Origin of the sequence: Rhizobium sp. RSm-3, assembly GCF_001854685.1 — a bacterium.
In the GTDB taxonomy this organism is placed as follows: domain Bacteria; phylum Pseudomonadota; class Alphaproteobacteria; order Rhizobiales; family Rhizobiaceae; genus Rhizobium; species Rhizobium ecuadorense.
This window is the reverse complement of record NZ_MAWZ01000024.1, coordinates 279,391-303,830: the sequence shown is the minus strand read 5'-3', so window position 1 is coordinate 303,830 and position 24,440 is coordinate 279,391. Positions and strand designations below refer to the sequence as shown.

The window sequence follows — 24,440 nt, the reverse complement described above, 5'->3', positions numbered from 1 at the left end:
GGGAATGCAGCCGGCCTGGATTTTCAAAGGGACTGGCAGAAAACCGACAGCGAAATCACATTTCCGCGGCGGCGTCACCGTCATCGGGGTCCGGTCCGCCGTTCTGCAGGAAGCGGTCGGCGATCAGGCCGGCATTCTGGCGCAGCGACAGTTCGATCTCGCGAGCCAGATCCGGATTGTCGCGCAGGAAGGTCTTGGCGTTTTCGCGGCCCTGGCCGAGACGCTGGCTGTTATAGGAGAACCAGGCACCGGATTTCTCGACGATGCCGGCCTTGACGCCGAGATCGACCAGTTCGCCGGTCTTGGAAACGCCCTCGCCATACATGATGTCGAACTCGACCTGCTTGAAGGGCGGCGCCATCTTGTTCTTGACCACCTTGACGCGGGTCTGGTTGCCGATCACCTCTTCGCGCTCCTTGACCGCGCCGATGCGGCGGATGTCGAGGCGCACGGAGGCATAGAACTTCAGCGCATTGCCGCCGGTCGTCGTCTCAGGCGAACCGAACATGACGCCGATCTTCATGCGGATCTGGTTGATGAAGATCACCATGGTGTTCGACTTGGAAATCGAAGCGGTGAGCTTGCGCAGCGCCTGGCTCATCAGGCGCGCCTGCAAGCCGGGAAGGCTGTCGCCCATCTCGCCCTCGATTTCGGCGCGCGGCGTCAGTGCGGCGACCGAGTCGACGACAAGAACGTCGACCGCGCCGGAGCGCACCAGCGTATCGGTGATTTCGAGCGCCTGTTCGCCGGTATCGGGCTGCGAGATCAGCAGGTTCTGCAGATCGACGCCAAGCTTGCGGGCATAGACGGGATCGAGCGCATGTTCGGCATCCACGAAGGCGCAGATGCCGCCCTTCTTCTGCGCCTCGGCAATGGTCTGCAATGCAAGCGTCGTCTTACCCGAGCTCTCCGGCCCGTAAATTTCGATGATACGGCCCCTCGGCAGACCACCGACGCCAAGCGCGATATCGAGGCCAAGCGAGCCGGTCGAGATCGTCTCGATCTCGACAACATTCTCGTTGGAGCCGAGTTTCATGATCGAGCCCTTGCCGAACGACCGCTCTATCTGTGAGAGTGCCGCTTCAAGCGCTTTGCTTTTGTCCACCGATTTGTCCTCTACCAGCCGCAATGAATTCTGAGACATCCGATCCACCTTTAGGTTATTGAAGCCGCCCAAGCAATGTCGAGTTTGTACCCTATTTGTTCTATTCCCGCAATAGGCGATCAAACGATTGAAAGAAAAAGGTAAAACAGCCCGTGTTCTATATTTGTTTTATCGATGCAAAGCAACGGCTTAGGCCATATGCGCCGGCTTTGCCGCGGCCGGTAGCACCGCCTCGATTCGCTTTTTGCGCAGCGGAAGGCGGTTGAAATGAACAAAAAGATTCTTGTTCTCGGCGGTGCCCATATCGACCGGCGCGGCCGGATCTCCGGCGAAACGGCGCCGGGCGCCAGCAATCCCGGCACCTGGTTCGAGGAGCCGGGCGGCGGCGGCTTTAATGCGGCGCGCAACCTTGCAAGGCTCGGTTTTCAGGTGACGATGATTTCACCACGCGGCGGCGACCCCATCGGCGAGATGGTCAGCGAGGCGGCCGATTTCGCCGGCATCGACGACCGGCCTTTCGTGTTCCTCGACCGCAAGACCCCGAGCTATACGGCGATCATCGAGAAGGACGGCGATCTGGTGATCGCCCTTGCCGACATGGACCTCTACCGTTTCTTCGTGCCGCGGCGTCTCTCCATCCGCTGGGTGCGGGAGGCCTTCGCCGCCCATGATCTCATTCTTTTCGACGCCAACCTGCCGGAGGAGACGATCGCGGCGATCGTTGCCAAGGCGCGTTCCCTGGCAAAGCCGGTCGCGGCGATCGCCATCTCGCCTGCCAAAGTCGTCAGGCTGAAACCCTGTATCGGGGATATCGACTACCTGTTCCTGAATGAGGCCGAGGCTTCCGCCCTTGCCGGGCAACAGCCGGAGGACGCTGCCGGCTGGCCGCCGCTTCTGAACGAGATCGGCATCAGGAACGCCGTCGTCACCCGCGGCCGCCGCGAACTCGTCGCACTTTGCGGGGGCCGCGCCATGACGCTGCAGCCGCCGGTCGCCGACACCGTCGCCGACGTCACCGGTGCCGGCGATTCCCTTGCCGCCGGCACGCTTGCAGCCTTGATATCAGGCCTGCCGCTCGAAGAGGCCATTCGCCACGGCACCGCGGCCGCCACGCTGACCGTGCAATCGCGGCATGCCGTCAACGAAAATCTGACGCCGGATCTCTTGAATGCGGCGCTTGCCCTTGTTCCCAAGGCCAGAATTCTGCATTGAAGCGACGAAATTAAATAGCTTGCGTGATGTCGTCCGAAAACTGCAGAGACTTTTCGGCATCATGCTCTATCGACGACAGGACAAGATCATGACCAAGCCCATTTCGCCCCTTCTGCCGATCGCCTATTCGAAGGAGGTCGCCAGCGCCAAGCAGCGCGGCGCGCCGCTGGTGGCGCTGGAATCGACGATCATCACCCATGGCATGCCCTATCCCGGCAATATCGAGATGGCCCGCAGCGTCGAGGCGATCATTCGCGAACAGGGTGCGGTGCCGGCAACGATCGCCGTTATTCATGGCACTCTGCATATCGGCCTTGAAGCCGGCGAACTGGAGCAGCTCGCCAAGGCGACCGATGTGATGAAGGTGTCGCGCGCCGATCTCGCCTTTTCGATCGCCGAGCGCCGCACCGGCGCCACCACGGTCGCCGCGACGATGATTGCGGCCGCCCTCGCCGGCATCCGGGTTTTTGCCACAGGCGGCATCGGTGGCGTGCACCGCGGCGCCGAGGAAAGCTTTGATATCTCCGCCGATCTCGAGGAACTGGCGCGCACCGGCGTTATCGTCGTCTGCGCCGGCGCCAAGGCGATCCTCGATATTCCAAAGACGCTGGAAGTGCTGGAAACCCGCGGCGTCCCCGTCGTTACCTACGAGAGCGAAGAATTCCCCGCCTTCTGGTCACGCTCCTCGGGCATATCAAGCCCGCTGTCGCTGAACAGCCCGGCCGCCATTGCCAATTTCCAGACGGTGCGCGAACAGCTCGGCATCGACGGCGGCATGCTGATTGCCAACCCGGTGCCCGAGGCCGACGAAATCGCCCGCGAGGAGATGGAAATCTATATCGAGCGGGCGCTGGATAGCGCCGAGCGCGACGAAATCACCGGCAAGGCGGTCACGCCCTATCTGCTCTCAACCATCTTCGACCTAACGGACGGCCAGAGCCTGAAGACGAATATTGCGCTGGTCGAGAACAATGCGCGGCTGGCGGCGGAGATTGCCGTGGCGTTGGGTGAGTGAGGGTTGACGGGGGCAGACAGTATCGCCTTGGCAATAGGCGTGCCGTGTAAGCCCTATCTACCAAGGCCATGCCGGCTGCCTTCACCCGTCCAGCGTCTCCTTCACCACCACCGCAAGCTGCTTCAGCGAAAACGGCTTCGGCAAAAACCCGAATTTTGACTCAGGCGGCAGGTTGCGGGCGAAGGCATCTTCGGCATAGCCGGACACGAAGATGAATTTCATGTCGGGATAGGTCTTGCGCAGCTCGCGCAGCAGCGTCGGGCCGTCCATTTCGGGCATCACCACGTCGGATACGACGATGTCGACCTTGCCGTCGAGTTCTTCCATGATGCTCAGCGCCTCGACGCCCGAGCCCGCCTCGTGCACGGTGTAGCCGCGCGTTTCCAGCATGCGCTTGCCGCCGCGGCGCACCGCCTCCTCGTCTTCGACGAGAAGGATGACCGCCGATCCCGTCAGGTCCTCCGGCTGCTGCGGCGATACGGGCTGGGGCAGCACTTCGGCCCCCGCGATGGCGCCGTCGATCGCGTCTGCTTCGCCGGCAAGCGCCGGCTCCGGGATGTGGCGCGGCAGGAAGACCCGGAAGGTTGTGCCCTTGCCGACTTCGGATTCCGGCTGGATGTAGCCGCCCGATTGCTTGACGATGCCGTAGACCATGGCAAGGCCAAGTCCCGTGCCTTTGCCGACATCCTTGGTGGTGAAGAAGGGTTCGAAGATCTTGTCCATGATCTCGGGCGCGATGCCGGTGCCGTTATCGGCGACTTCGATCAGCACCATGTCCTCGGCCGGCATGTAGGAATAGTTGAAGGCGGAGACCTCTGAAGCAGTCAGGTTTCGGGTGCGCAGCGTCAGCGTGCCGCCCTCGGGCATGGCATCGCGTGCATTGACGCACAGATTGATCAGCACCTGTTCGAACTGCGAAAGGTCGGTTTTGACAGGCCAGAGGTCGCGGCCATATTGCACGTCGAGCTTGACGTTGGTGCCGGAAAGCAGCCGGTCGACCAGCATGCGCAGGTCGCCGACGACATCCGTCAGGTTCAGCACCGAGGGCCGCATCGTCTGCTTGCGCGAGAAGGCGAGCAGCTGGCGCACCAGCACCGCGGCGCGGTTGGCATTGCGCTTGATTTCCATCAGGTCGGCAAAGCTTGCATCGGCCGGCCGCGCCTGCAGCAGCAGATGGTCGGAGGAAAGCAGGATCGCCGTCAGCACATTGTTGAAATCATGCGCGATGCCGCCGGCGAGCGTGCCGACAGCATTCATCTTCTGCGTCTGCGCCATCTGCGCTTCCAGCGCCTTCTGCTCGGTCACCTCGACGGCATAGACGATCGCCGCCTCCTCGGGCGCCTCGTCGCTCTGGTCGATGACGGCGTTGACATAGAAACGGAAATAGCGCGCCTCGTCGGTCGGCGTGCGGGTATCGAGGGGCGCGATGTCGCCCTGCCGGTCCTTGGCCGCCGCCAGCGCCTCGGCGAGCTGCGGCCGGTCGCTTTCCTGCACGATGGTTTCGAGATGCGGCGCCTTTTCGAGATCGTCGCGCGAGACGACGCCGGAGAACAGCTTCAGGAACGGCGCGTTGGTCCGCAGGATGCGCCCTTCGCCGTCCACCGAGGCGATCGCCATCGGCGTGTTGTTGAAAAAGCGGGTGAAGCGCATGGCGGCGGCAGAAGCGGATTGGCCGCCGGCTTCGTTCTTCTCACGCCCCAGCACGATCGTCCGGCTCTCGCCGGGTGCGCCGTCGCGCATCGAAGTGACGCTGTGAATGATCTGCACCGGCAGGCTCTGGCCGTTGGTCTTGCGCAGGTCGAGATCGAGCGTCACGGTCTTCTTCAGCCCGGGTTCGGCCTGCACCGACTGGATCAGAGCCAGCCCCTCGCCCGCCACCACGTCGCCGATCGTCATCGAGCCCGGCACGAATTTGGTGAGGTCGAGCCCCAGCCACTCGGCAAGCGTTGCATTGAGATAGAAGATCTCGCCCTTCCTGCCGGCGGAAAAGAAACCGGCCGGCGCATGGTCGAGATAGTCGATCGCGTTCTGCAACTCCTTGAAGAAGCGCTCCTGGTCGTCGCGCTCGGTGGTGATGTCGGTGATCTGCCAGATCTGCAGCGGTTTGCCGCCGTTCTCTTCCTGAGGCAGCAGCCGCGCCTTCAGCCGGTACCAATGGGCGCCGGAGCTGTTGCTGCCGGGCCCGACGGCGCGCAGCAGGCGGAATTCCTCACGGCCTTCCTTGCCCTCGCGCAGGCCGTTGACCAGCCTGTAGAGCGCCTCGTTCGATTCGCGGTGGCGCGACAGCAGGGTTTCCAGCGTCTGCACCTCGGTCGCCTTGCGCGCGCCGGTCAGCGCGCCATAAGCGGCGTTGGCATAGATGATCCGGCCTTTTTCGTCGGTGATCAGCGTGCCGTCGGGATGACTGTTGAGGAAGGCGCGCGCCAGGCTGTCGGACTGGTGCTGCGGCATCACCTCGATGAAGCCGATGACCGAGGATACCAGGAAGAAGATGCCGACCATGGCGAGCACGCCGAGACCGCCCAGCACGACCTCGTTATCAAGCGATCTCTTGAAGACGACGAAGCCGCCGGCGGCTGCGATCAGCACGAGGGCGAGCAGAAGAATGCGCAAAACCGTGCCAGAACGCCCCCCACGATCCACAAGCGGTGCGTTATAATCGTCGGCCTGACGCGGTTTCGTCATGTATTCCTCACATAAGCCCCTTCAGCTTCGTAGCACGAACACGAAGCGGGAATCAGGCACTGTTTCCTTCTTAGCAATTTGCCGCGTCGGCAAAAACACCGGTCGCCGGCAAGACTGCTTGAATTCACAGGCAACAGCGCCATCTGCCCCTGAACCCTGATACGGCCGCCCGTACGCAAGATCGCCGGGCGCCCCGGCAGCGGAACACGAAATCGCGTTCTCCCGTGACTGGACAGCACCCGCGGCCCTTGCCTAAGGAACGGAAAAGTCGTCAATATGTGCCGAATGTGAAATGGAGTAAGTGATTATGTTGGATGATGTTGTCGGAGCTTATGGCAGCCGTTTTCTGCTTGCCGCCGGTGGCGTCGGCCTGGCGCTTCTCCTGCTCATCCTCGTGCTCTGGGTGATCCGCAGACGGGCGCCCTCGCCCTTCGTGCGCGGCGGCCGCAACCGCCAGCCCCGCCTGCAGGTTCTGGATGCCGCAGCGGTCGATACCCGTCGCCGGCTGGTGCTGGTGCGCCGCGACGACGTCGAGCATCTGATCATGATCGGCGGCCCGAGCGATATCGTCATCGAAAGCCGTATCCTGCCCGGAGCGGCGCAACAGCCGGAAAGCGCCGACCGCCCGCAACCCGTCGAGCAGCGCCCAATTTCCGCGGCGCGCCCGGAAACGCCACCGGTTTCTCCGGCCCGCGCCCCGGTTGCAGTCCCAGTCCCAGTCGCCGCTCCTGCCGCAGCCCGCATCGAGCCGGCCGCCGAGCCTTCCTTCTCCGCGCCGATTTCGCCGGAGCCGCGCCCGCGGCCCGAACCGCCAGCCCCGCCGGTCGTGGCCCCGCCGGTGGCGACGAGCCCACTTCCGGCAAACCCCGTGACGGCGCCGCTGTCGGCCGAACGCGACATTCCTGCGCCTCCCGCCCCGCCTCAGCCGCGCCCGCCGGAGCGTCCCGTCGCTTCCCCGATCGCGCAGCCCGCATCGTTCCACGATACTGCAAGTGCGGCCGAGATTCTCGATGCCGCCCGCCAGCGCGTGCTGCCGCAGCAGCGCATCGAACCCGAAATCTCTGCTCCATCTTTCCAGGGCACGCCGGCCGCCGCCCGCGCAGCACCCGGCACAGCCGAGGACGATGCGACAGCGCAGCCGGCAGCGGCGATCCGCGGTGATTTCCAGCGAGTGCTGGAAGAGGAGATGGCGAACAATCTGACGGCCGAACGCATCGTCCCGGTGCCGGCAAACCAGCCCCCCCGCCAAGCCATACCGCAGCCGCAGCCGGGCAACCTGCCGCGCCGTGATCCCGATCTCGCCCCGATCACCGGCGCCGATACCGAGCTGCAGAAGGAAGTCGCCCGCATCTTCGGTGAGATGAGCGTCAATCGCGACAAATGAGGGCAAAGACGTCCGCGTCACACTGGGTTGTCGCACCTTCGCCTTCACCATGAAGTTGCACAAAAGCCGCACTGCCGCGGCTTTTTCAGTTTGGAATGCCTCAGCTCTCCCTTTGATGCCGATCATTTGGTATCGATCGGGTGAAGAGCGTTGGCGCATCCGAGGTTGGACTTTGCCTAAGTAAACACCGGTCTCACTCCAGTTTAACCCGTACTGCCGCTAGCGATGCGCTGGCGGCATGCGAACATGTTTATCGGGTGGTGGCGAGAGACCGGTTTGGCATTGTTACAATGTGCCACGGCAGCGCCGCTGTCTCAGCTCTTCAGCCACCCGCAACATCGCCACACCGAGCCCGCAAGGGTTTTCTCATGCACCATCTCGATGGACTTCCGAACGGAAGACCAAGACGATATGTGCAAGACGCTTCGGGTCCAATGGACCATTATTCCCAAGAAGGCGCCTCAGCCTTGGATTGCATGCGGCGGATGCGGCGGCCTGAGAGCCTTCCAATCCAGCGGCAAGATCCGGCTCAACGCCAACGGCCGCAAGCTGGATGCCTGGCTCATCTATAAATGCCTGACCTGTGAAAGAACCTGGAATCGGCCGATCATCGAGCGTCGCAATGTCCGCGACATCGATTCTGCCGTCTTTGAGGCGCTGCAGTCCAACGATCCCCACTGGATCCGGACCGAGACCTTCAACCTCGATGCTCTCCGGCACAAATCGCCGCGTGTGGATGAGTTTGCCGAATTTGAAATCGCCAAGGAGGTACAGCACGAAACTGCGAATTGGACGAGATTGGCAATCGAACTGATGGTTCCTGTCCCAACAAGCACACGCCTCGATCGCCTGCTGGCGTCCGAGCTGAAACTTTCACGCTCGAAGCTGCAGGCTCTTCACGCGGAAGGCATGGTTCGGACGGATCCTGGCAAAGCGGACATCCTGCGACGACGAATCAGGAACGGCACCCTTGTCACGATCGATCTCTCCATGGAGGACGAACGAGAGCGATCATGGAAACCGCTGGTGACAGGCAATTACGCAGTGGAGCAGTGATCGATGGACAAGCGTCGCGATCCGATCGCGGCGCTTGTCTGCTCTCATGTCTGCATGAAAACCATTATTCGTCGCGATAGACTTTTTCGCGGCGTTCGTGGCGCTCCTGCGCCTCGATCGACAGCGTCGCGATCGGGCGGGCGTCGAGACGCTTGAGGCCGATCGGTTCGCCGGTTTCCTCGCAGTAGCCGTAAGTGCCGTCTTCGATGCGCTGCAGTGCCGCGTCGATCTTGGAAATCAGCTTTCTCTGCCGGTCGCGAGCGCGAAGTTCGATCGCCCGGTCGGTTTCCGACGACGCCCGGTCGGCGAGATCGGGATGGTTTGCGCTTTCCTCGGCCAGATGGTCGAGGGTTTCACGCGCTTCTCTAAGGATGTCATTTCTCCATGCAACCAGCTTGGTCCTGAAGTAGGCACGCTGGTTTACGTTCATGAACTCTTCCTCTTCCGAGGGAACGTAATTGCTAAGATCGATCTTCTCACTCAACGCGATTCTCCTGAAGAACATCTCATCTGGGCGGGTGTATATCCCAAGCGCTAGCCGCGGTTCAAGCCAAATACGACAGGTAAACAGATTTTTAAATCTGTTACAATTTTAGGCTAACGACCTATTTTGTCATGGTTATTCCGGCCGCCATTTTTTTCTTCGCCTTCAAAACGCCGGTTGTCAGCCACGTTTTGCGCCATTGCGGCATGGCTGGCGATTGACGGCGGCCGATTGCAACCGCTACTGAAAAGACCCGCCCGATCCTGGATTTGCCCATGACCGTACCGCTGCCTCCGCCCAACCGCATCTATCTCCTGCGTCATGCCGAAGCCGCTTGGGCCGAGCCCGGGCAGCGCGATTTCGACCGGCCGCTCAACGAAAAGGGCTTCGGCGATGCCGAGATCATCGCCGACAAGGCCGCCGACAAGGGCTACCGTCCCGATCTTCTGATCAGTTCGACGGCGCTGCGCTGCCGCGGCACTGCCGATGCGGTCCATCGGGCAATGGGTCTCACGCTAGACATGCGTTATGTCGATGCGCTCTACAACGCCACGATCGACACTTATCTCGAGATCGTCGATGCGCAGGATGAGGCAGCCGTCATGCTGGTCGGCCACAATCCGACCATGGAGCAGGCGCTGGAGGCCCTGATCGGCCATGAGGCGATGGCAAGCGCCCTTCCCGGCGGCTTCCCGACGGCGGGCCTCGCCGTCGTCGATTACGACGCTTCAGCCGCCGTCTGGCGCCTCACCGATTTCGTGGTCGTCTGAAAGCTTTCGCGCCGCGTCTTTTTCAGGCGGCGCGCCCTTCCTATATTGCCGGCAGTCACCAACCGGAATTGCGCCTTGCCGCCACGCCTGACATCCTTTGCCGATGACGCCCGCATCGCTCTCGACAATCTCGCCGACCGGGCGAGCGGCCTCGTCAATCCGACCGTGCGGCTCGGCGTCACCGGCCTCTCGCGCTCCGGCAAGACAGTCTTCATTTCTTCGCTGGTGCACAATCTCCTGCATGGCGGCCGCCTGCCGCTGTTCGAGCCGGTGCAGTCGGGCCGCGTCTCGGCGGTGCGGCTAGAGCCGCAGCCCGACGATGCCGTGCCGCGCTTTCAGTACGAGGACCATATCCGGGCGCTGGTGAAGGACCGTATCTGGCCGGATTCGACCCGCGCCATCTCAGAGCTGCGCATCACGCTGGACTATCAGAGCGCCAGCGGTTGGAACCGGCTGTTTTCGCCCGGCCGCCTGTCGATCGACATCGTCGATTATCCCGGCGAGTGGCTGCTCGACCTGCCGCTGCTCGGCAAGGATTATCGCACCTTCAGCGAGGAGACGATCGCACTGGCGAAAACCGGCATCCGCTCCGAGCTGTCGCGCGGGTGGCTGGCGCTGACGCATGCCGCCGATATCCAGGCCGGCGCCGACGAAATGGTCGCCCGCGACCTCGCCACCGCCTTTGCCGATTATCTCAAGGCCTGCAAGGCCGACGAACGCTCGCTCTCCACCCTGCCGCCAGGCCGCCTGCTGCTGCCCGGCGATCTCGACGGCTCGCCGGCGCTGACCTTCGCGCCGCTGGCCTTGCCGGCGGACGGCCGTCCGGGGCGCAACTCGCTCTGGACGATGATGGAGCGGCGTTACGAGGCCTATAAATCGGTCGTCGTCAAACCCTTCTTCCGCGAGCATTTCGCCCGCGTCGACCGGCAGATCGTGCTCGTCGATGCGCTGCAGGCGATGAACCGCGGCCCCGAAGCCGTCCAGGATCTGGAACGCGCGCTGACCGATGTGCTCGCCTGTTTCCGCCCCGGCACCAATTCGCTGCTGTCTTCGCTGCTCGGGCGCCGCATCGACCGCGTGCTGGTCGCCGCCACCAAGGCTGATCATCTCCACCATGAAAGCCACGACCGGCTCGATGCGCTCACCCGCCGTCTGGTGGATCGTGCCATCGACCGCATCGGCATGGCGGGTGCGGGCATCGACGTCATGGCGCTCGCCTCCGTGCGCGCCACCCGCGAGGCATCGGTCAAGCGCGACGGTCATGACCTGCCGGTCATCGTCGGCACGCCGATGGAGGGCGAAACCATCGCCGGCGAGCGTTTCGACGGCCAGAGAAAGACCGCGATCTTTCCCGGCGATCTGCCGGAGGATCCGGAAAGCCTGTTTGACCGTATCGCCTCGGGTGAGGCCGGCTTGCGGCTGCCCGATGTCAATGTCGTCAGGTTCCGCCCGCCGCAGCTTGAGGAAACCGGCGGCGGCATCAAGCTGTCGGTGCCGCATATCCGCCTCGACCGCGCCATGCAGTTCCTGTTCGGAGACCGTCTCGCATGAGCAAGCCCCCGTCAGAGCCGCCACGCCGCCCGCCCGCCGCCTTCACCTACGAGGACGAGGCCGCCGAGCGTCATGACAACGGCCGCCGGGCAGAACAGCGGCGCAGGCCGGAAAGCTTCTCCGACAACATTGTCGTGACGGCGGATGAGGACGACCCCTTCCTCAATCCCGACAGGGATCTGAGCGCGGTGCCCGTGGCAACGCCGCTGAGACGCCGGACCTCCTTCGGCAAGATCGCCGCCGGCGCCTTCGGCATCCTGCTGTCGCTCGGCCTCGGCCTCTGGACCGATAGCCTGATCCGCGATCTCTTCACCCGCGCCGACTGGTTGGGGTATGCGGCGCTTGCCGTGCTCGCGGTCGGCATCCTCGCCGTGCTTGCTCTCGTCATCCGCGAGACATCAGGGATGATGCGTCTTGCCGCCGTCCAGGCGATCAAAGCCGAAGCGGAAGTCGCGATGGTCGAAACCCGGCCGGCAAAGGCACGCGCCGTCGTCACCCGCCTGACCACGCTGCTTTCGGCCAATCCCGAGACATCGAAGGGCCGCGCCACGCTGAAGGCGACGGAAGGCGAGGTCATCGATCCCCCGCATCTGATTGCGCTCGCCGAACGGGAATTGCTCGCGCCGCTCGACCGCAAGGCCCGCGCTCTGATCGTCAACGCCTCCAAGCGCGTCTCGATCGTCACCGCCGTCAGCCCGCGCGCCGTGGTCGACCTGCTCTATGTGCTCTATGAGTCCGTGCGCCTCATCCGCGCCATGGCCGAGCTTTACGGCGGCCGCCCCGGCACGCTCGGCATGTTCCGTCTGCTGCGTGACGTACTGGCGCATCTGGCCGTCACCGGCTCGATCGCTGTCGGCGACAGCCTCGTCCAGCAGGTGCTCGGCCATGGGCTGGCCTCCAAGCTCTCGGCCCGACTGGGCGAAGGCGTCATCAACGGCCTGATGACCGCCCGCATTGGAATCGCGGCGATGGATCTCTGCCGCCCGCTCGCCTTCCGCGCCCTGAAACGGCCGGGAATCGGCGATTTCATCGGCGACCTCACGCCCTCCATGTCGCCGCGCGGCAACACTCCTTGAGAGACGGAGCAATTCCGCAGCCTTCGCCATCCCTAACGGAATGTTGGAGAAATTACAGCAAATTCAAGGCTCTAATGATGAGAAGCTAAAATCCGAGCCGCGCGAAATCCGTGTATTACAGCGCATTTCGGCACGATTGAAAGGAAGGATTAACCATTCCCAGGCAAAACTTGCAGCCAATTCGTGAGTGGTGTTTGCCAAGGAAAATCCATGTATTCGCGCAAGTTTCTCATCATATGCGGCCTGGCCGCCGCGGCATTGTCTCCCGTCGCAGATGTCGCTCCGACAGCCACCGCTGCAACCCGTGACAAAGCCTTCTTCGATTCCGTTACCGGCTCCTGGAAGGGCCCCGGCGAAATCGTCGCCGGCAAGTACAAGGGCACGAAATTCACCTGCAACCTGGTCGGTGAACCCACAGGCGACAGTAGCGCCGGCATCAAGCTCGACGGCACCTGCCGTGTCGGTGTCTTCAAACAGCCGATGACCGCCGTCATCTCCCAGTCGGGCTCGACCTACAAGGGCAAATTCCTCGACGGTGCCGCCGGCAAGGGTCTCGACGTCGTCTCCGGCGCCGTTTCCGAGGATACCGTCGTCGTCGGCATCAACCGCGCCAAGCTGAACGGGGCGATGATCGCCCGCGTGCGCGATGACAAGACGATGAACGTCACCGTTTCGGTCAAGGTCGAAAGCCAGATGATCCCGGTCATCGGCCTGACGCTGACCCGCCAGGTCGACGAGATGGCCGTCGGCTCCATCCAGTAGATAGTGCCACAGCGGATTTTCCTGAAGCGGCGGGTTTCCCGCCGTTTTCCGTTTCAGGAGCTCCGCTCAGATCTGGAGCCACCAGTCGCGGCGGTTGTCGGCGATTTCGATGCCCGCCACCTCGGCATCTTCAAGCCAATCACTGACCGCCCTGCCCTTGATGACAAGGTCCGGCGCGATATCGGCAAGCGGCATCAGCACGAAACCGCGATCGGTCATGCGCGGATGCGGCAGTTCCAGCCGCGGCGCCTCCTGGATGACGTCGCCATAGGTCAGCACGTCGATATCGAGTGTGCGCGGCCCCCAGCGCTCGATGCGTTCGCGTTTCATCTCCCGCTCGATCGACAGGCAGACATCGAGCAAAGCCTCAGGCTCCAGTCTGGTTTCGACGGCGGCGCAGGCGTTGAAGAAGAAGGATTGGTCGGTCTTGCCCCAGGGCGGCGTGCGATAGAGCCGCGAGACCGCCGTAACCCGGCAGTCGTCTCGCGCGTCCAGCCGCTGCAGTGCGGCGACCATCGCCTTCACGGGATCGCCGATATTGCCGCCGAGGCCGAGTGTGGCCGATTGCCATGCGGTCTCAGGCAAAGTGCTCAACGCTCACCTGCACGAAATCGAGCACGCCGGGCACCGGCGCGTTCGGTTTGCGCACCGTGATCTTCGCCCGCCGGACCTGCGGGAATGTCTCGCAGAGCCCTTTGGCGATATCGAGCGCCAGGGCCTCGATCAGGTAGCGCCGCTTGCCGGTGACGATCTGCTCGATCACCGTGAAGGCGATGCCGTAATTGACGGTATCGTCGATCGAATCGCTTTTCAGCGCCTCGCCGGCGACGACATCCAGCTCGGCATCGACGAAGAATCGCTGGCCGAGGAATTCCTCCTCGTCGTGCACGCCGTGGCGCGCGAAGAAGGCGCAGTTCTGCAGCGTGATCGTATAGGTGGTCATGTCGGCCGCTTCCTCTCGAATTCCTGGCGCGCATTCAGCATAGCATCGGCGATATCGAGCGCATCCCTGTTGATTGCGACATTGTGCACCCGGAAAACCGCAGCCCCTTGAAGCCTGAGCAGGGCGCTAGTGACGGCCGTCGCCGCATCCCTGTCTGCCGCCTCACGCCCCGTCACCGCGCCGAGGAAGCGTTTGCGCGAGGTCCCCGCAAGCAGCGGCAGGCCGAAGCGGGAAAGTTCGGAAAACCGCGCCATCAGTTCGAGGTTCTCCTCCGCCGTCTCCTTGGCGAAACCGAAGCCGGGATCGAGCACGATGCGGTCGCTGTTGACGCCGGCTGCCTGGGCGATCTCAAGCGACCGCTTGAGAAAGTGCACCTGGTCGGCAATCACGTCGGGAAGCTTCGCCCTGTCGCGGCCGGTATGCATGATGCAGAGCCCGGCCCCGGTCGCCGCCGCGATGTCGGCGATATCGGGCTCCCTCTGCAGCCCGAAGACGTCGTTGACGATATGGGCGCCGGCGCTGACCGCAAGCCGCGCCGTCTCGGCGCGATACGTGTCGATTGAGATAAGCGCCTGGGTGCGCCCGCGCAGCGCCTCGATGACCGGCAGCACACGCGCCTGCTCCTCGGAAGGGCTGACGGCAGCGGCGTTCGGCCGGGTCGATTCGCCGCCGATATCGATAATCCCGGCACCCTCGCTCACGGCCCGAAGCGCATGTTCGACCGCCGCATCGACGGTTTCGAAGCGTCCGCCGTCGGAAAAGGAGTCCGGCGTCACATTGATGATCGCCATGATGAGAGACCGACGGCCGAGTTCGATCTCCCGGCCATGGCCCACACGCCACAAACTGCCTTCGAACCCTGTCACCAGACTTATCCCATCGATCGCGAAAAAAGCGCCATCCGATATTGCGCTTGCGGTGGCTATGCCCCAAGCTCCGGTCGATTTCAACACGGGTTGCGTACAGAATGCCGCTTGTAGTGCGTTATATGGTCCTTCCTATCGCCTTTTCCATTGCTCTTTCCGTCTGCAGCCCAGTGCAAGCAGAAGTGATTGCATCGAAAAGCTATTCCTATTTCGACATTCGCGGCAAAACCGCGGATGAGCTCGACCGCGAACTCAGCCGGCGCGGCCCGACGTCGAGCGGTTCCTCGGCGCGCCATCCCGGCGCAACGAAGATCCGCTTCGGCGGTGAAGCCACCTATATCCAGGATAACGGCCGCTGCCGCGTCGGCAACGTCAAGGTCACGGTCCACACCCAGATCATCCTGCCGCGCTGGAACAGCCGCAAGGGCGCCAGTAAGGAGCTGTCGGTGATTTGGGACGCCCTGTCGAGCGATATCAAGCGCCACGAGGAGCGTCATGCCGAAATCGCCCGCGATCAGGCCCGCGCCATGGAACGCGCCATCCGCGCCCTGCCGCAGCAGCGCAGCTGCGAGGCCATGCAGGAACTCGTCTCAGGCGAATCAGCTCGCGGTATAGAGGAGCACGATCGGCAGCAGGCGCGATTCGACCGGGTCGAGGCGGTCAATTTCCAGAAGCGCATGCTGAGATTGCTGAACAATCGAATCAATGGCCGAGCCGGCGCAAAATAAGGCTTTTTCAGTCTGGTTGCGAGCGGAAAACCTTAGCTGCACAACGAAACTTGTGCGAAACTTGCCCCCTCCCCAGTGATTGAATGGTCATTTTTCATCCTGGCAGACTCAACCGGAACGCGTTAATATGAACACATTCGAAAGTGCAGCTAAGGCATCTGCTCTTTCATCGCTGGGTTCTCCTGGCGCGTTCCGAAGCCGCGGATGTTCCTCCCTCATCCGTAGGTAATGCGCCCGCCTCGCCTCGCTCGCACCAGCGCGCGAGGCGTCTTTTTTCTGGATCCTATACCGGCGAAGGTGAAGCGCAGGCGCTTAAGCCTGGCGTTCCGGCACGTGCACCACGAGGCCGTCATAGACAGCCTTCATGCGGATCTGACAGGACAGCCGCGAGGTCGGGCGTACGTCGAAGGCGAAGTCGAGCATATCCTCTTCCATCGCTTCCGGCTGGCCGACCTGCTCGGTCCATGCCTCGTCGACATAGACATGACAGGTCGCGCAGGCGCAGGCGCCGCCGCATTCTGCCTCGATGCCGGGCACCGAATTGCGCACGGCATTCTCCATGACGGTGGAGCCTTGGTCGACGTCGAGGTCGAAGCGCGTGCCGTCGAAGGCGACGATGGTAAGTTTGGGCATCAGGACTATTTCCGGTCTTCAAGTGATGGGCGGATTTTCTTCCGACAATTCGACGCGTCAGTCAACATCGGGAAGGTCGCCCTAACCTCGCAGATCGGGCTTTCGCCCGCCGTCTTCAAAGCGTCATGCAAGACGTCGCAAAAAGACCCGAGGTTCCGCAATGGAACAACGGGCCTCATTCGAACGCATCTCCAGCAGGGATCAGCCGCGGCAGAGCTTCAGGATGAAATTCTCGGCGTCGATGACGGCGGCACCGAGCGCAGCGGTCGACCCGGCGTCACCGCCGGTTTCCTCGACGGCCTCGGCCGTCTGCGACACGCGGAAGGCGCCGACCGAGCTTGCTGCGCCCTTCAGGCGGTGCGCAGCCGCGCCGACGCGGATGGTTTCGCCGCTCGCAATATCCTGCAGACATGCGCGAGCCTGGCGCGCAAACATCTGAAGGACTTCGATTTCCAGCGACTTGTCGCCCATCGTCTGCTTGGCGAGATGGACGAGATCGATCGGTCGGACCTTCGAGGGACAGGGTCCCTTTGCATTATCCGGCGCCTCGAATACGATGTTCAATGCTGCCATCTGAGCTGCCATTGCCAATTCTCCCGTCTCGTGTCGTGCGCAGTTGCAACAGTTCTGCGCCAGGAGGGTGGCCATCACGTTAAATTCCGGCACATTCGGGGCGGAAATCTCGCCATATGGTTAACATCCGTTAAATACCCCTAAATTATTGGTTTTTAAGCGGTGCCGCGGATTTAAAGATGTTAACAACGAGTTAACGAGCCTTGAATCTCAAGCCTTCATTAATTGTGTGAGGAGCCCAGATGTGTCACTACGATACTGGTGGAGCGGGTTTATGGTACGCGCCTTTGCCGAGCGAGTGGATAATGGTAGTGTTTTGATACCTTCCGTTTGAAAAAGCGGCTATCTACTCTGAAATGACATGCTTATCCGTCCGTCGTTGGGATGGAAGGCTGGAACGGCAAAGTTGTTCCCCGGGTGAGGCGGAAGCCCGGGATTGCGCTGCCGGACCGGCCGACAGTAACGAGGCATAACCAATGGCGAACAACAAATATAACGAGTCGATTGAGGACAAGGCGTTCAAGGCATTGGACGAGGCGCTCCAGATCGACTTCGGCAAAGATAACGTGCCGTCTCGCCGCGGCGACGCGCCTGAGGCCCCGGAGGCTAATGTGTCTGATCCATCGAATGCGCGTAACCAACAGGCCCAGGAAGAAGCGCAGCGCCGCAACCGCCGCGCCGCCGGCGAGCAGGCTTCCAGGGGGCCGGCTTTCGCGCCCGCCAACGATGCCAGCCGCAACACGCCCGCCTCGATCCTGAAATCCTTCGACGGCGCCTCCAGCCGCTCGGCGGTGCGCACCGCCACGCTGTTCTCGGTGCTCTGGGTCCTGGGCGGGCTCGGCCTGATGTCGCTGCTTTATGGGCCGCAAATCTGGCAGATCCGTTCGCTCGCCGATCTCGTCGCCCTGCCCGGCGTCATCGCCGGTCTCGTCGGCATCATTATCCCGGTGATGATGTTTTATGCTTTCGCCATCATGATCGCCCGCGCCCAGGACATGCGCAACGCCGCCCGTTCCATGGCGGAAGTGGCATTGCGCCTGGCGGAACCGGAAACCATCGCCTCCGAGCGCATCATGACCGTCGGCCAGGCCGTGCGCCGAGAGGTCTCGGCCATGAATGAAGGCATCGAGCGCACCATCGCGCGTGCGTCCGAGCTGGAAACGCTCGTCCATTCCGAAGTCAATGCACTTGAACGCTCCTATGCCGACAATGAGCTGCGCGTCCGCGGTCTCGTCCACGAACTCGGCTCCGAGCGCGAGGCGATCGTCAACCATGCCGACCGCATCCGCACCTCGATCGGCAGCGTCCACGACCAGTTGAAGGAAGAGCTGTCGCTTGCAACCGAAGAGATCGCCGTGCGGCTTTCCACATCGGGCGAAGCCTTTGCCTCGCTGATCGATACGCGCGCTGCGACAATTCTGGAAAAATCCGACAACGCCCTGCAGTCGATAGGCAGCCTGCTCGCCGCCAAGACCGATAGCCTGCTGCAGACATTGAACGCATCGGGTTTCGCGCTCGCCACCGAATTCGACAACCGCCTCGAAGCGCTCTCCGTCAACCTCAACGACCATGGCGAAAGGCTGCTCAGCCAGTTCGAAACACGCGCGTCGACCATGGACAGCAGCACCGAGAAGCTGAATGCCGCGCTGCACGAGCGCACGCAGCAGCTGAGCGAGATCCTGATCGCCCGCACCCGCGAGATCAATGAGAGCCTGACATCGGGCGAACGCACCATCGGCGGGACGCTCGACGACGTGCTGTCGAAGCTGAACAGCGCCCTCGATGAAAAGGGCGCGAGCTTCCGCCAGAGCCTGCAGAGCACCGCTGACGACGCCGTCATGGATCTCGACGTCCGCTCCGGCTTCTTCGAAGAGCGGCTGCAGACGACCGTTGCCCAGCTGTCCACCGCCTTCGACGAACGCGTCGCCGAATTCACCAGCGCCTTCGACAAACGCACCGGCTCGCTCGACACCAAGCTGATGGAAAGCCTCGCCCGCATCAACGAGACGCTGACCGGCGGCTCGGAATCGATCGACGGCATCCTGAGTTCCAGCATCGACCGGCTCGGCTCCTCGATGACCGACCAGTCGCTGGCGCTCGCGACTACGCTGGCCACCGGCCATGAAATGCTGGAAAGCTCGCTCGGCACCCGGGCGGACGAAATCACCACCGCGCTCAGCAGCCGCACCGGCGAATTGACCTCGGCGCTGCAGAGCGCCACCTCAGACCTCACGCTGGCGCTTGCATCAGGCACCTCCGATCTGCAGAACAATCTTCGGGCCCGCTCGGCCGAATTCCGCGACACGCTGCGCAGCACCACCACCGATCTGACGACCGCCGTTGCCGCCGGCACCGAACAGGTGACCGCGGCCTTCGGCGGCCGTGCCGAGGAACTGAGCGGCGTGCTTGCGGCCCGTGCGGCAGAGATCACCGAGGCGCTCGGCGCAGCCCACGGCCGCATCGACAGCGTCATGGCAGAGCGCGGCGGTGCACTGGTGGAGGCACTCACCACCCATCACGGCCGCTTCGAAGAGGCGTTGACCACGCGTGCTGACGCCATCATCGACGCCGTCTCCGGCACCCATGACCGTCTTGCCGAGACGCTCGACGAGAGAGCGATGGCGCTCGCCATCTCCCTGAACGAGAGCCAGGCCCGCATCGAGGATACGCTTGAGACCCGCTCCGCAGCGCTGCTGAGCGCCGTATCGGGCACGCATGACCGCCTGTCCGAGACGCTCGATGAAAAGGCGATGGCGCTTGCCATTTCGCTCAACGAAAACCAGGCCCGCATCGAAGATACGCTCGAGACCCGCTCCGCAGCCCTGCTGAACGCCGTCTCCGGCACGCATGATCGCCTGTCCGAAACACTGGACAGCAAGGCCGCCGCCCTTACGACCTCGCTCGACGAGCGGCATGCCCGCATCGAGGATGCGCTGGGAACGCGTGCCGAGGCGCTGTTGAACACCGTGTCCGGCACGCGCGACCGTCTTGCCGAAACCCTCAACGAAAAGGCGGCGGCCTTCGCCACCTCCTTGAGCGAGAGCCAGGCCCGCATCGAAGACACGCTCCAGACCCGCTCGGCGGCTCTGCTGAACGCCGTCTCCGGCACCCACGACCGCCTGTCGGAAACGCTGGAAGGCAAGGTGGCAGCTTTCGCCACCGCGCTGAGCGAAGGCCAGGCCCGCATCGACGAGACGCTCGAAACCCGCTCCGCAGCCCTGCTGAACGCCGTCTCCGGCACCCATGACCGTCTGTCCGAAACGCTGGACGAAAAGGCGATGACGCTCGCCATCTCGCTGAATGAGAGCCAGTCGCGGATCGAAGACACGCTGGAAGCGCGCTCCGAAGCCTTCCTCAAGGCCGTGTCCGGTACGCATGACCGTCTTTCGGAAACGCTCGACGAAAAGTCGGCAGCCATCGCCGCCTCCCTGGATGAGGGTCGCAGCCGCCTGCAGGACACGCTGGAAGGTCGCTCGGAATCCATCCTCAATGCGGTCTCCGCCACCCACGACCGACTGTCCGAGACGCTCGACGACCGGGCGATGGCGCTTGCCATTTCGCTGAACGAGAGCCAGAGCCGTCTCGAAGAGACGCTGACAACAGGCGCCGACGCCATCACCAAGGCGGTCGCCGGCACGCATGACGGCCTGAACGGTGTGCTCGACCGGAAGGCGGCGGCCATTGCCACCTCGCTGAACGAAGGCCAGGCCCGCCTCGAGGAAGCCTTGGTGCACCGCACCGCTGCGATCATCGGCGCCGTGACGGCAACGCACGACAGGCTGACCGACACGCTCGACGAAAAGACCATGGCGCTCGCCATTTCGCTCGACGACAACCAGAGCCGCTTCGACAGCGTGCTCGAAGCGCGCAGCAATGCCATCATGGAGGCCGTCTCCGGCGCCGAGTCACGCGTCGCCGGCGCCTTCACCGACAAGACCGATGCGATCCGCGCCGCCTACACCGACAATCAGCAGCGGCTTGAAAATGCGCTTTCCGAACATAGTGCCTCCCTGTCCGGCGTTCTCGATGCCGGCGGCGCCCGCTTCGAGGATCTCGTCGGCGGCCTGACCGGCCGCATTGAAGGCCGTCTGACCGATGCCCATGTTCGGCTCGGAGGCCTCGCCGACGAGGCCGCGGCACGCATCGAAGGCGGGCTCACCTCTGCCCATGAGCGCATCCGCACGACGCTTGAGGATCGCGCCAACGCCATCGACCTATCGCTGAACCAGGCCCATGCGCTGATCAACGATACGCTGACCGAACACGCGACCAGCATCGGCACTTCGGTGGCGACGAGCGTCAGCATGCTCGAAATGTCGCTGGAGGACCGTGAAGCCGCGATCCGCCAGGCCATCGATGCCGGCGCCCAGACGTTGGAAGACCGCATGCATGCCGGCGCCGGCCAGATCGCCGGCCGCTTCCAGGAGGCGGCAAATGCGATTTCCAGCTCCACCCAGAATCTCTCCGCCCAACTCGATCAGTCGGTCGGAAGCCTGGCAGGCCGTTTTGAAGAAACCGGATCGCGTGTTGAATCCGGACTTGCGGCGATCGAGACCCGCATCCGCGACGGCGTCGGCGGCGTTGCCGAAAAGGTCGAAGCCGCCAGCGGCCAGCTCTCCGGCGTGCTTACCGACGGCATCTCCCGTCTCGGCGCGCTCAGCGACGACGCCAACCAGCGTATCTCGGCGACGCTCGAAGGCAGCGCCGCAAACCTCACGCAGGCGATCGACAGCCGCACCGCCAATCTGGCCGAGACGCTCGACAGCCGTGCCTCTAGCCTGACCGGCGCCATCGACGGCCGCACTATGAGCCTTGGCGAAACCCTCGACCGCGGCAATGAGCGCATCGAGGAACGTCTCTCCACCATGGACCGTGCGTTGACCGTCGGCCTCGATGCCGTCAACCGCACCATCGAAGGCAAGGCCGCCGGCCTCGCCTCGACGCTGCGCAGCGCGGTTGCCGAAGCGGCTCAGGGAATGGAAGGCGAAGCGACGAGAACCACCGAACTGCTCGGCAAGACCGGCCAGCAATTCGCCGTGGATCTCAATGCCAAGAGCGACGAATTCACCCGCACCATGGATGAGCGCTCGTCGCAGATCGTCACCCGCGTCGCTGAGGCCCAGAGCAGGCTCGCAAGCCAGGCCGCTGCCGTCGCCCAGACCTTCTCGGAAGCCGGCAACGCCATCGTCAACAAGGTTGCCGAGGCCGAGACCATCGTCGGCACGCAGGTCAATGCCATCTCCAAGACACTGTCGGATGCCGGCCAGTCTCTGGAGACGCGCGGCGATGCCATCCGCTCGACGCTGTCGGGAGCCGGAAGCGAGATTTCCGCCACCATGGCGGATGTCGATCGGGCGCTCGAAGCCCGCAGCAGCGCCATCCGCTCCAATCTCGAAGAGCGTGCCCGCGAGATCGATACGACCTTCTCCGAGATCGACCGGGCGCTCGAAGCGCGCGGCAATTCGATCCGCGCGACGCTGGACGAGCGCACCCGCGACCTCAACTCGATGCTGGCGGGCCGTTCGGTCGAATTGACGCGCATCCTCGACGAAACCGCCCGTCCGATCATCGATCGCTACACCGATGCCGGCGAGCAGGCCGCCGCCCGCATCACCGCCGCGGCCAACCTCAGCGCCGATCGTCTGCGCGCCGAAAACGAAGCGCTCGCCAGCGCCGTTGCCGCCCGCACCGAGAATGTCGCCAATGCCGTCAGCGCCATCGAGAACAGCCTGGTCGGCAACGTCAACGGCCTCGTCGAGCGCATGTCGGAAAGCAGCGCGGCGATGGCGATGATGATGAACCGCGCCGCCGAGCAGCTGGCGAGCGTCGACAGCCGTCTCGGTGAAACCACGACGCGCTTTGCCGACTCCACCACCAAGGCTGCCGAGATGGTCAACGCCTCGACCCGGCTTCTCGAAGGCAAGGTCGACCGTCTTTCCGACATTTCGGGCCAGACGCTGTCGCAGGTCGGCGGCATCATCGGCCGCTTCGACGAACACTCCAAGGTCCTGACCCAGGCCTCGCAGCTTCTCGGCGCCGCCCAGTCCAACCTCGCCTCGACGCTCGAGGAGCGCGAAGGCGCGCTGCAGGCTCTCTCCGTCAGCCTGGTCCAGCGCTCCGACGAGATCGAAAACACCATGCGCGGCCTCGGCGGCATGATCGAGACGGTATTCGAGCGGGCGGAGCAGCGCTCCAACCAGGTCACCGGCAATCTGCGCCAGGGCGTGCAATCCTCCTTCGCCGATATCGGCCGTATTCTCACCGAAACCGAAAAGCGCGCCCAGGAAGCCGCCGAGACGATGCGCGAGGCGATCACCCGCGCCGGCGACGAGGCCAATACGACGATCGACGGCACCTTCGCCAATGTCGAGCGCCGCTCCGGCGATCTCTCCAACCGTATTCGTGGCGGTCTGACGGCCTCGCTGTCGGAAGTCGAGCGCATGCTCGGCGAAGCCGGCCGCGCCTCCGACGGTGCCGCCCAGAACATGCGGGAAGCGTTGCGCGAGGCGATCGATGATGCCGTCGGCCGCTTCTCCGGCGCCACCGATGATATCCGCCGCTCCGCCGCCGACATCCGCAACGAGCTCGACGCCACCCGCGCCGAATTGAAGCGCGGGGCCTTCGACCTTCCCGAGGAAGCCAAGGAAAGCGCCTCGGCCATGCGCCGGGCCGTCGCCGAGCAGATCAAGGCGCTGCAGGACATCTCCCAGCTTGTCGGCCGCTCCAGCCAGCAGCTTGAGATCTCCGAACCCGTCGCCCGCACGCTCGCCCAGGCGCAGCCGACCCCACGTGCCGCCCAGCCCCCCGCAAGCCAGCCAGTCGCAAGCCAGCCGGTCGCAGCCCAGCCGCAGCAACCGGTGGCGCGTCCGCCAATCGAAGCGACGGGTCTGCGCGGAACGATCGCCCCGTCTGCACCGGCTGCCGCCCCACAGCGCGCCGCTCAGCAGCCTGCCCCCACCCGTCAGGAGCCAAGCCGTCAGGACGTAGGCCGCCAGGAACCGGCCCGTCCGGAAAGCGGCGGCTGGATCAGCGATCTTCTGCGCGGCGCATCGCGTGAGGAGGCCGCCGACGAGGCGCCTGCCCGTACCCCGGCCCGCCCGACGGAAACCGCCGCACCGGCCGCGCGCAGCAATGACAGCCGCAATCCGCGCCACGTCGTCGAATCGCTGAACTCGCTCTCGGTCGATATCGCCCGCGCCATCGACCACGATGCCTCGGTGGATCTCTGGCGGCGTTACCAGCGCGGCGAGCGTGACGTCTTCACCCGCCGCCTCTATACGCTGAAGGGCCAGCAGACCTTCGACGAGATCAAGCGCAAATACGACCGCGAACCGGAATTCCGCACCGCCGTCGACCGCTATATCGGTGATTTCGAAAAGCTGCTCGCCGACGTCGCCCGCACCGACCCGAACCAGACTGTCACACAGTCTTACCTGACCTCGGATACGGGCAAGGTCTACACCATGCTCGCCCATGCAGCCGGCAGGCTCAGCTGAGTTTGCCGATCTGAATTGAAGAGGGAAAGCCGCTTGAACATGGGTCAGGCGGCTTTTCTCGTAAGATGCCAGCGCGGCTAAAGCGCGTCGCATCAAATTTG

Annotated in this window: 19 protein-coding genes; 10 read left to right on the top strand and 9 right to left on the bottom strand. The window is 63.7% G+C overall.

Annotated elements, in window-relative coordinates:
- Nucleotides 1-55 precede the first annotated feature (55 nt).
- Nucleotides 56-1,144: a recombinase RecA gene (gene recA / locus BBJ66_RS20475; protein WP_003586201.1), complete on the bottom strand. Its 1,089-nt coding sequence runs from the start codon at nt 1,142-1,144 to the stop codon at nt 56-58.
- A 228-nt stretch (nt 1,145-1,372) separates the two neighbouring features.
- Here recA and BBJ66_RS20470 point away from each other — a divergent pair, with 228 nt between their 5' ends.
- Entirely contained in the window at nt 1,373-2,317 is a 945-nt protein-coding gene (locus BBJ66_RS20470) for a carbohydrate kinase family protein (RefSeq protein WP_071089308.1), read from the top strand.
- Between the two features lie 88 nt (nt 2,318-2,405).
- A complete protein-coding gene (locus tag BBJ66_RS20465) occupies nt 2,406-3,332 on the top strand; it encodes a pseudouridine-5'-phosphate glycosidase (protein WP_071089640.1) in 927 nt (308 codons plus the stop codon).
- An 81-nt stretch (nt 3,333-3,413) separates the two neighbouring features.
- Here BBJ66_RS20465 and cckA read toward each other — a convergent pair whose 3' ends face one another.
- Nucleotides 3,414-6,017, bottom strand: coding sequence for a cell cycle histidine kinase CckA (gene cckA, locus BBJ66_RS20460; protein ID WP_071089303.1), 2,604 nt, complete (start codon nt 6,015-6,017; stop codon nt 3,414-3,416).
- A gap of 307 nt (nt 6,018-6,324) precedes the next feature.
- Here cckA and BBJ66_RS20455 point away from each other — a divergent pair, with 307 nt between their 5' ends.
- Nucleotides 6,325-7,401, top strand: a complete 1,077-nt coding sequence (locus tag BBJ66_RS20455) for a flagellar biosynthetic protein FliO (protein ID WP_083335592.1) — start codon at nt 6,325-6,327, stop codon at nt 7,399-7,401.
- A 411-nt stretch (nt 7,402-7,812) separates the two neighbouring features.
- Nucleotides 7,813-8,457 carry a DUF1062 domain-containing protein gene (locus tag BBJ66_RS20450; protein ID WP_071089296.1) on the top strand — a complete coding sequence of 215 codons (645 nt, stop codon included), beginning with the start codon at nt 7,813-7,815 and terminating at the stop codon, nt 8,455-8,457.
- Between the two features lie 64 nt (nt 8,458-8,521).
- On the opposite strand, the gene dksA is transcribed toward BBJ66_RS20450, so the two are convergent.
- A complete protein-coding gene (dksA, locus tag BBJ66_RS20445; protein ID WP_003569003.1) occupies nt 8,522-8,941 on the bottom strand; it encodes an RNA polymerase-binding protein DksA in 420 nt (139 codons plus the stop codon).
- Nucleotides 8,942-9,062: 121 nt separating this feature from the next.
- Complete coding sequence (locus BBJ66_RS34780) at nt 9,063-9,218, bottom strand: hypothetical protein (protein WP_161492681.1); 156 nt, start codon at nt 9,216-9,218, stop codon at nt 9,063-9,065.
- On the opposite strand from BBJ66_RS34780, the gene BBJ66_RS20440 reads away from it, so the two are divergent.
- The 4 genes from BBJ66_RS20440 (at nt 9,217) to BBJ66_RS20425 (ending at nt 13,100) form a co-directional block, all read left to right on the top strand.
- Entirely contained in the window at nt 9,217-9,711 is a 495-nt protein-coding gene (locus BBJ66_RS20440; RefSeq protein ID WP_071089292.1) for a SixA phosphatase family protein, read from the top strand. The genes BBJ66_RS34780 and BBJ66_RS20440 overlap by 2 nt on opposite strands.
- Nucleotides 9,712-9,786: 75 nt before the next feature.
- Nucleotides 9,787-11,262, top strand: coding sequence for a YcjX family protein (locus BBJ66_RS20435; protein ID WP_071089289.1), 1,476 nt, complete (start codon nt 9,787-9,789; stop codon nt 11,260-11,262).
- Complete coding sequence (locus tag BBJ66_RS20430) at nt 11,259-12,338, top strand: YcjF family protein (RefSeq protein ID WP_071089287.1); 1,080 nt, start codon at nt 11,259-11,261, stop codon at nt 12,336-12,338. The genes BBJ66_RS20435 and BBJ66_RS20430 overlap by 4 nt, the downstream gene beginning before the upstream one ends.
- 210 nt (nt 12,339-12,548) lie before the next feature.
- Nucleotides 12,549-13,100, top strand: a complete 552-nt coding sequence (locus tag BBJ66_RS20425) for a hypothetical protein (protein WP_071089284.1) — start codon at nt 12,549-12,551, stop codon at nt 13,098-13,100.
- Between the two features lie 66 nt (nt 13,101-13,166).
- Here the strand turns inward: BBJ66_RS20425 and folK are convergent, their stop codons facing one another.
- From folK to folP, 3 genes are read right to left on the bottom strand one after another with little or no spacing between them, the layout of a single operon-like run.
- On the bottom strand, nt 13,167-13,685 hold the full coding sequence (gene folK, locus BBJ66_RS20420; RefSeq protein ID WP_071089281.1) for a 2-amino-4-hydroxy-6-hydroxymethyldihydropteridine diphosphokinase: 519 nt from the start codon (nt 13,683-13,685) through the stop codon (nt 13,167-13,169).
- Nucleotides 13,678-14,043, bottom strand: a complete 366-nt coding sequence (gene folB / locus BBJ66_RS20415) for a dihydroneopterin aldolase (protein ID WP_009986496.1) — start codon at nt 14,041-14,043, stop codon at nt 13,678-13,680. Before folB ends, folK begins: the two co-directional genes overlap by 8 nt.
- Nucleotides 14,040-14,909: a dihydropteroate synthase gene (gene folP, locus BBJ66_RS20410; RefSeq protein WP_071089277.1), complete on the bottom strand. Its 870-nt coding sequence runs from the start codon at nt 14,907-14,909 to the stop codon at nt 14,040-14,042. Before folP ends, folB begins: the two co-directional genes overlap by 4 nt.
- Nucleotides 14,910-15,010: 101 nt before the next feature.
- Between folP and BBJ66_RS20405 the strand changes: the two genes are divergently transcribed.
- Nucleotides 15,011-15,637, top strand: a complete 627-nt coding sequence (locus tag BBJ66_RS20405; protein ID WP_071089274.1) for a DUF922 domain-containing Zn-dependent protease — start codon at nt 15,011-15,013, stop codon at nt 15,635-15,637.
- A gap of 312 nt (nt 15,638-15,949) precedes the next feature.
- Here BBJ66_RS20405 and BBJ66_RS20400 read toward each other — a convergent pair whose 3' ends face one another.
- The gene (locus BBJ66_RS20400) at nt 15,950-16,270 is read right to left on the bottom strand and encodes a 2Fe-2S iron-sulfur cluster-binding protein (protein WP_003569017.1); all 321 of its coding nucleotides are present in this window, start codon (nt 16,268-16,270) and stop codon (nt 15,950-15,952) included.
- 201 nt (nt 16,271-16,471) lie between these two features.
- Nucleotides 16,472-16,855, bottom strand: coding sequence for an Hpt domain-containing protein (locus tag BBJ66_RS20395; RefSeq protein ID WP_082336774.1), 384 nt, complete (start codon nt 16,853-16,855; stop codon nt 16,472-16,474).
- A gap of 464 nt (nt 16,856-17,319) precedes the next feature.
- On the opposite strand from BBJ66_RS20395, the gene BBJ66_RS20390 reads away from it, so the two are divergent.
- Complete coding sequence (locus BBJ66_RS20390; RefSeq protein ID WP_071089271.1) at nt 17,320-24,339, top strand: hypothetical protein; 7,020 nt, start codon at nt 17,320-17,322, stop codon at nt 24,337-24,339.
- Nucleotides 24,340-24,440: the final 101 nt, after the last annotated feature.